Source organism: Candidatus Symbiothrix dinenymphae (genome assembly GCF_001431085.1).
In genome coordinates, this window is sequence record NZ_BBRU01000312.1 from 1 (window position 1) to 8,026 (window position 8,026).

Genomic DNA, 8,026 nt, shown 5'->3' on the forward strand with positions numbered 1-8,026 from the left:
GGGAAAATTTGAACAGATACAAAAACAGCAACGGCGTTTCGTACATGAAATGGGCTTGCGCGTAGGAATTGGCGGCGCGATACCACTCGCTTCTCAGTTCATGAAAAGTGCCGCCAATGGGGTCGTTCCACGACTGCGGGATGTTTTGCCGCTGAAACAGTTGAAAGTCAGCAAAATACGTTTTCTCCATATCCGAAAAAAGTCCGGCACCTATGTAATAATGCAAATAACTCCGCAAACCCATCGGCAGTTTTTGTTGCACCGCCCCCTCCAAACGCCGGTAGTGGTTGTCGCCATTGAGCACGCCCTCAATACTTTGCGCATATTCCAACTGCACGGTCGGGTATCGGGAGTTCAGATATTCCTTGCCGGTGCCGTTCATGCGATAATACTGCCCCGGAGTCCATTGCAGGCGGATTTCAGGGGCAAAACTGTAATAATTGTTAATCACAATGTTTTCTGTGGCACCTATTCGGATGTTTTTTTTCGTCGGTGTGTACAGGTCGTAGTTTATTCCGGCACTGAGCAACAGCCCGTTGGCGAGTTCGCACCGCGCACCTATTGAACTGTAATAGTGCTGATAGTATTCCAAATTCAGACTGTCGAGATTGACCGGCATGTCGGTCTTTTGCTCCAACTGTTCGAGAAAAGTGGAGTTGTAGGACTGCTCACTGTTGCCAAACGTGACAGAAAACCGTCCCATCCGCTTCGGCAGAAACAGCCATTGCAGGGGCGTTGTAAAATAGAATTTCTCCTCACGAAACATATAGCCCACGCTCGGCTCAAAAAGCAGTTCCTGGTCTTTGGGGAGGTGCCACAACAGGCGAAAGTTTTGCCAATAAATGAACCCGGTACTGTGTGAATAGCTCACTTTGAGCGGATTGAGAAAACCGGAGTACGCCACTTCCGTTTCTTCGCTGCTAAAACTCTGTGGCACAACAAGATTGACGGCATATTTCCAAAATGCGGGTACCGCTTTGGTGCTGAACGAATCCGGCTTCTCCAACAACAATTGCTCATCGGCAGAGAGTGGCAAGGGGCGTTTTTTTGCCCAAAACAACGAATCTGTGATGTATGGCACAGTCGCCGCAACGGTATCTGCCCGCGTGGTGAGGTTGTACCCGTCTTTGCCGACTCTACCCGCAACGCCGACATCGCCATATTCCACCGATTCATACTTGTAATATGCCGCATAACGGCTCTCCGTATGGTTGCCCGGCATCTTAAAATCAAGCGAAATCTCTGCCTGCAAAGGCAGCAAAAAATCAGTCGTGTCAATGCCGTAGGTCGTCTGCACGCGAAAGTTATAAAATTCCCATCGCCCCCGAATATCGGTGCGGTAGATATTCCACGAGCCATCCACAATGTAGAAATAGCCCGTCATCAACCGCTGACTCTGCGCCTTCGGGATGAGTTCTATTTGGTGGATGAGGGCATCGCCCATGGAAGTCTCTTGAATGTATTTAAAATCGTAATACTTAAACAGTTGCTTGGTTTCAGGGATGAGCATTTGGTCGTTGATGATACTCGAATTGTAGATATTGACGTTCAAAAAAAGCAAAATGCGGTTTTGAATGTCATTTGCAGCCGTTCGCCCGCCGCGAATCGCCTTCAGTTCGTGCGAAAAAATGTTGGGCGACCGGTAATCAATATCAATCAAGCACTCCACCAATTGATTATTTCCGCTGTGGTCTAAATACAGCATATTTGGCGCATATTTGTACAGCGCATTTTGCTTTTTTATCAGCGTGCTGCCCTTGATATACACCTCCGATTGGTAATTTCGAATCAAATTTTTATAATTGTCTCGCAAATCAATCGTATTGAAAATGATAGAATCAGCTTTTGAAACCAAATTTTGAGCATAAACAGGCGATACAGGCACCTGTAAGGCACCCGAAACGCAGAAGAAGAGGACTAAAATTCGTTTACTGACTGTCATATTCACTCAAAAAGAATACAAATATAGCGATTTTTTAGGAGAATACATAATTTTTTCTTACCTTTGCGCCCGATTTTGTATAATATAATGTCTAACAATTTAAAAAAAAACAGTACAACGTAATGAGTGAACAGCAGTTAAGTATTCCCAGTGCAGATTTTGATTGGGAATCGTATGAAAAAGGCGAAACAAATCGCGACGTCAGCAAAGAGCAGCTGGCGGAAACTTACGAGCAGTCTCTGAGCAATGTCAACGACCGCGAGGTGGTGGTGGGCAGAGTTACTGCGATGAACAAACGGGAAGTGGTCGTGAACATCGGCTACAAATCCGATGGTGTGGTGTCTTTGAATGAATTTCGCTACAACCCCGACTTGAAGGTGGGCGATGAGGTGGAAGTGTACATCGAAAGTCAGGAAGACAAAAAAGGGCAACTTATCCTTTCGCATCGACAGGCACGTGCAGCCCGCTCTTGGAACCGTGTGAACGAGGCACTTGAAAATCAGGAAATCGTGAAAGGGTATGTCAAATGCCGCACAAAGGGCGGTATGATTGTTGATGTGTTCGGTCTCGAGGCATTTTTGCCGGGTTCGCAAATTGATGTGAAGCCCATTCGCGACTATGATGTGTTCGTTGACAAAACGATGGAATTTAGAGTGGTTAAAATCAATCACGAGTTTAAAAACGTGGTTGTTTCACATAAAGCACTCATTGAAGCAGAGTTAGAGGCACAAAAACAGGTGATTATTGCCGGACTTGAAAAAGGTCAGATTTTGGAAGGTGTGGTTAAAAACATCACCAGCTACGGCGTATTTATCGACTTGGGCGGTGTGGACGGTCTGATTCACATCACCGACTTGAGTTGGGGTCGCGTAACACATCCCGAAGGAATTGTTGAGTTGGACTCGAAAATCAACGTGGTTATTTTGGATTTCGACAACGAGAAAAAACGTATCGCACTCGGTTTGAAGCAGTTGACGCCTCATCCTTGGGATTCTTTGTCCGAAGCGATGAAAGTGGGCGATGTAGTGAAGGGCAGAGTCGTTGTGATGGCTGACTATGGTGCTTTCGTTGAGATTGCTCCGGGTGTTGAGGGCTTGATTCATGTGTCGGAAATGAGCTGGACACAGCATTTGCGCAGTGCACAGGACTTTCTGAAAGTGGGTGATGAAGTCGACGCCGCTATTTTGACATTAGACCGCGAAGAGCGCAAGATGTCGTTGGGTATCAAGCAGTTGAAAGCAGACCCATGGGAAGGCATTCTCGATAAATTCCCGGTTGGCAGTCAACATAAAGCCAAAGTGCGCAACTTCACCAATTTTGGCGTATTCGTGGAAATTGAAGAGGGTGTAGAGGGCTTAATTCACATCTCCGACCTGAGTTGGACAAAGAAAGTGAGACATCCGGCAGAATTTACCAGCGTGGGCGCAGAAATTGCGGTGCAAGTGTTGGAAATTGACACGGAAAACCGGCGTTTGAGCCTGGGTCACAAGCAGTTGGAAGAAAATCCTTGGGATGTGTTTGAAACCATCTTCCTCGTTGGCTCCATCCACGAGGGTACGATTGTCGATTTGATGGACAAAGGTGCCGTGATTATGTTGCCCTACGGTGTTGAAGGTTTTGCAACGCCAAAGCATTTGGTGAAGGAAGACGGAAAGCCGTGCAGGATAGAGGAAAAGTTGAATTTCAAAGTGATTGAGTTCAACAAAGATGCCAAGCGCATCATTCTCTCGCACAGCCGCATCTTTGAAGACATCCAGCGTGCCGGTCAAGCCGCCGCAACGGAAGGCGAAAGTGATGCACAGACGACAGGAAAGAAGACCGCTAAAAAGCGTCCCTCAAAGAGAGGCAAAGAAGAAGAAGAATTGCTGGCTCAAGCCCCAATGGAAAAAACCACACTCGGCGACATCTCCGGCTTGGCAGGCTTAAAAGCCAAGATGGAGGAAGAGGAAGGCAAATAAAATTCACTTCTGCATTAGTAATCCCTCCCTAAAACACCTGCAACGGTTGTTTAGGGAGGGATTTTTCTTTAGCAACGCTTTCAAACTCACTTTTTCGCGAATAATCGCCTCCACATCGGCAATTGGCACGCGCTCCTGCTGCATCGTGTCGCGGTGGCGAATCGTAACCTGATTGTCCACGAGCGTGTCGTGGTCGATGGTGATGCAAAAGGGCGTCCCAATCGCGTCCTGACGGCGATAACGCTTGCCAATCGAGTCTTTTTCGTCGTATTGGCATTGAAATTCAAATTTCAGGTTGTTCATTATCTCTAACGCCTTTTCGGGCAAGCCGTCCTTTTTCACTAACGGCAAAATACCCAGTTTGACGGGAGCCAGCGCGGGCGGCAGTTGCAGCACCACGCGGGTGTCGCCGCCTTCCAATGCCTCCTCGTGGTAGGAGGCAGCCAGCACGCTCAGGAACATTCTGTCCACGCCAATCGACGTTTCAATCACGTATGGCGTGTATGATTTGTTGAGTTCGGGGTCGAAATACTGCATCTTTTTGCCGGAATATTTCTCGTGGCTGCCAAGGTCAAAATCGGTGCGCGAGTGGATGCCTTCCACCTCCTTGAAGCCGAACGGCATCTCAAACTCGATGTCGGTGGCGGCGTTGGCATAGTGCGCGAGTTTGTCGTGGTCGTGAAAGCGGTATTTTTTGTCGCCCAAGCCCAGAGCCTTGTGCCATTGGATGCGCGTTTGCTTCCATTTTTCAAACCATTCGAGTTCTTCGCCCGGTCGCACGAAAAATTGCATCTCCATCTGCTCAAATTCGCGCATTCGGAAGATGAATTGGCGCGCCACAATCTCGTTGCGGAAGGCTTTTCCGATTTGGGCGATGCCGAACGGGATTTTCATCCGCCCGCTTTTTTGGACGTTGAGGAAATTCACAAATATGCCCTGTGCGGTCTCCGGACGCAGGTAGATTTTCAGTGCGCCATCGGCTGTCGAACCCATTTCGGTGGCGAACATCAGGTTGAACTGCCGCACCTCCGTCCAGTTGCGCGTGCCGGAAATGGGGCACACAATCTCGTAATCCACAATGATTTGGCGCAGTTCGTCGAGGTTGTTGTCGTTCAACGCTTTGGCAAAACGGGTGTGCAGTTCCGTCTTTTTCGCCTCATTTTCGAGCACGCGCGGATTCGTTTCGCGAAATTTCGCTTCATCAAACGCATCGCCGAACTTTTTCGCGGCTTTTTCGACCTCCTTGTCGATTTTGTCGTCGTATTTCGCCAACTGTTCTTCAATCAACACATCGGCGCGATAGCGTTTTTTCGAGTCTTTATTGTCAATCAACGGGTCGTTGAACGCATCCACATGCCCCGAAGCCTTCCAAATGGTCGGGTGCATAAAAATGGCGGAGTCGATGCCCACCACATTGTCGTTGAGGAGCGTCATACTGTCCCACCAATACCGTTTGATGTTATTTTTCAACTCCACGCCGTTCTGACCATAGTCATACACGGCTCCCAGCCCGTCATAAATCTCCGAAGACGGAAAAACAAACCCATATTCCTTGCAATGGGAAACCAATTTTTTGAAAACTTCTTCCTGCTGTGCCATAATTATTCTAAATTTTGGGTGCAAAGTTAGGAAAAAGTTATGAGTTATGAGTTATTAGGGCAACCGCATCAAATTTACGGTGCCCAACTACCCCGTATGGGGTAGCAGACGGAGGCAAAATTGCAGATATTGCTGAATTTTGGTGCGGTTGCCCTTTCTATGTTTTCAGAGCAACAAAATTTAGCGATATTCTACAATGTTGCTCCCGCCTGCTACCCCATCCGGGGTAGTTGGTCTCCGTAATTTTTTAATGCGAATTGACTCTGAGTAAAAAAGGGAAATTTGTCGTGCACCCGCGGGGGAATTTTATTTTTGGCGTGAAGTACATTTGCTTATAAAGATAAAAAGGCGTAACTTTGTGGCGAAATAAACAATTAATTTTAGTGAAAAGTTATGAGAACAGCAGTAATGGAACGAGGTGCAGTGATTGAACAAACTGTTCGCGCTGATGTTTTGGCCGGCATAATAGATATTCCTGTGCAATTTTTGGGGCAAGATGTTATAATTTCTATCGCGCCCAAGCGTTCTCGCCGTCGTTTTTCAGATTTGCCGCTCTATAAGGTTTCACGACCGGCTCTTGAAGTGTTGGAAGAATTACGGGAGGACAGGTTGTGAAAATGTATCTGGATACATCCGCGTTGGTTCGCTTTTGCTATCACTTACGACAAAAAACAAGCAAAAGCTTTTGAAGATGTGGGCATTGCCGTTGAATTGCAATAATGTCTATGTGGTTGCCCTGAAATTACCTGACCTAATTATGCACCAAAGTGCCGATTTTTTCATCCGCCAGCACTTTTTTCAAATTCCCTGCCGTGTCCATATCGAACACTATAATCGGCAAATGATTGTCCTGCGCCAGTGTTGTTGCTGTTAAATCCATAATTTTCAGTCCGCGCTTGTAAATTTCAGCGTAAGTGATGGTGTCAAATTTTGTTGCCGACTTGTCTTTTTCGGGGTCTGCCGTGTAAATGCCGTCCACGCGCGTGCCTTTCAGCATCACATCTGCCTCCAACTCCACCGCACGCAGTACCGACGCGGTGTCGGTCGTAAAAAACGGATTGCCCGTGCCGCCCGAAACGATGGCTACCTTGCCCTGATTTAGAGCCTCCACCGCTTCCGGCTTGGCATACAATCGCCCGATGGGTGCCATATTGGTTGCAGTAAACACTTGAACTGCAACGTTTTCATTTTCCAAAGCCGAACTCAAAGCAAGGCTGTTGATAACCGTTGCCAACATCCCCATCTGGTCGCCTTTCACGCGGTCGAACCCCTTGGCGGCACCGCTCAACCCGCGAAAAATATTGCCGCCACCAATCACGATAGCCACCTGAATGCCGGTAGCCGCGATTTCCTTGATTTGCTTGGCATAATCTGCCAGCCGATTTTCATCGATGCCGTATTGCTTCGCTCCCATCAGCGACTCTCCGCTGAGTTTCAATAAGATACGCTTGTATTTCATAATCAAAATAAAAATAGTGCTGCAAAGGTAATCAAATTTTCGGTTTTTTTTATTCAGCCGGCAAATCCACCAATTTATTGACAATCGCGTAAATTGTTAAGCCGGCTGTGCTGTGAATTTGCAGTTTGCCGGCTATGTTTTTGCGATGGCTGATGACGGTGTGCGACGAGAGGTGCAATTCGTCTGCTATCTGCTTGTTAGTCATGCCTTTAATCACGCAGGCGATGATTTCTTTTTCGCGTTGTGAGAGCGATTCCTGATGCTTCTCTTCGAGTGGTTTGCTAAGCAGTTTCGTCAATTTTTCCTGGATTTGCTCGGACGTGTCGTAAATCGAAATCACCTCATCAAATGCTTTGAGCAACGTCCGGTCGAGCAGGCTATTGAGCAAAGCAAGGCATTTCACGTCCGGATTACCAACTTCTTTTTTGATTTGTGGCAACGAAAAAATGGGATTGACAATCAGCAAATCGGGTCTTTGCCAACTCGGTGAAGTTTTCAGTTGGTCAAGGTCGCGCACGTCGAACACTTCCACCGACTGCCCTTTCAGACTTTGCAACACGGCAATGACACCACTCCGAAGAATGAGCGATGGCTCAACGATTGTAATTTTGATGGGGCGGCTCATTTCGGTTGTCCGTTTTTGCGTTCCAATTCTTGAATAGCAGGCAGATAGAGTTGGTCTTCCACCGCATTGTGCGACTCCAAATCGCGTTCGCAACTGAAAATATCGAACAACACGCTACTCATTTCATTGGTGCTTTGGGCGGGATAATACTTGATAAGGATGTTTTTAAACTCCGTCAGCCGACTTTCGATTTGTTCGTGCTGCTTACAAAAAATGAGCGGGCATTTTTCCGTTTTTTCGTGGCTCAGCAGCGCCTGAATGTAGGGAAACACCTTTTTGCTCTCATAATTCATGTGTTTGCGCACCGCTGCCTCAAACTTGTCGAAATAGCCCAACACTGCTTTATTCAACTCATCTTGCCCCGGATTCAGGACGCGCACCAATTTTTGGCGTATCTCCGGCAGGCGATAATTGAGAAAATAGTCGTGCGACCAAGGTGGTTT

7 protein-coding genes are annotated in these 8,026 nt (G+C 47.4%); 2 read left to right on the forward strand and 5 right to left on the reverse strand.

Annotated elements, in window-relative coordinates; all coding sequences use genetic code 11:
* On the reverse strand, positions 1–1,942 hold a 1,942-nt coding region (locus tag ASC50_RS03845), incomplete at its 3' end, for a DUF5686 family protein (protein WP_056928731.1).
* A gap of 122 nt (positions 1,943–2,064) precedes the next feature.
* Here ASC50_RS03845 and rpsA point away from each other — a divergent pair.
* Positions 2,065–3,900, forward strand: a complete 1,836-nt coding sequence (gene rpsA, locus ASC50_RS03850) for a 30S ribosomal protein S1 (protein WP_055430824.1) — start codon at positions 2,065–2,067, stop codon at positions 3,898–3,900.
* A gap of 3 nt (positions 3,901–3,903) precedes the next feature.
* On the opposite strand, the gene ASC50_RS03855 is transcribed toward rpsA, so the two are convergent.
* Positions 3,904–5,499 (reverse strand): glycine--tRNA ligase, encoded by a 1,596-nt coding sequence (locus tag ASC50_RS03855; RefSeq protein WP_055430823.1) that lies wholly within the window; start codon positions 5,497–5,499, stop codon positions 3,904–3,906.
* 393 nt (positions 5,500–5,892) lie between these two features.
* Between ASC50_RS03855 and ASC50_RS03860 the strand changes: the two genes are divergently transcribed.
* Positions 5,893–6,114: a hypothetical protein gene (locus ASC50_RS03860; RefSeq protein WP_055430822.1), complete on the forward strand. Its 222-nt coding sequence runs from the start codon at positions 5,893–5,895 to the stop codon at positions 6,112–6,114.
* 136 nt (positions 6,115–6,250) lie between these two features.
* On the opposite strand, the gene pyrH is transcribed toward ASC50_RS03860, so the two are convergent.
* From pyrH to ASC50_RS03875, 3 genes are all read right to left on the reverse strand, one after another.
* Positions 6,251–6,961 (reverse strand): UMP kinase, encoded by a 711-nt coding sequence (gene pyrH, locus ASC50_RS03865; protein WP_055430834.1) that lies wholly within the window; start codon positions 6,959–6,961, stop codon positions 6,251–6,253.
* A gap of 46 nt (positions 6,962–7,007) precedes the next feature.
* Positions 7,008–7,583 (reverse strand): response regulator transcription factor, encoded by a 576-nt coding sequence (locus ASC50_RS03870; protein WP_055430821.1) that lies wholly within the window; start codon positions 7,581–7,583, stop codon positions 7,008–7,010.
* Positions 7,580–8,026, reverse strand: a 447-nt coding sequence (locus ASC50_RS03875; RefSeq protein ID WP_162491134.1) for a hemerythrin domain-containing protein, incomplete at its 5' end; no start/stop codon positions are given. The genes ASC50_RS03875 and ASC50_RS03870, both read right to left, overlap by 4 nt.

Bases quoted from the DNA above. Each gene is read 5' to 3' on its own strand.
- rpsA (WP_055430824.1), top strand. From the start codon at position 2,065: ATGAGTGAACAGCAGTTAAGTATTCCCAGTGCAGATTTTGATTGGGAA.
- ASC50_RS03855 (WP_055430823.1), bottom strand. From the start codon at position 5,499: ATGGCACAGCAGGAAGAAGTTTTCAAAAAATTGGTTTCCCATTGCAAG.
- ASC50_RS03860 (WP_055430822.1), top strand. From the start codon at position 5,893: ATGAGAACAGCAGTAATGGAACGAGGTGCAGTGATTGAACAAACTGTT.
- ASC50_RS03870 (WP_055430821.1), bottom strand. From the start codon at position 7,583: ATGAGCCGCCCCATCAAAATTACAATCGTTGAGCCATCGCTCATTCTT.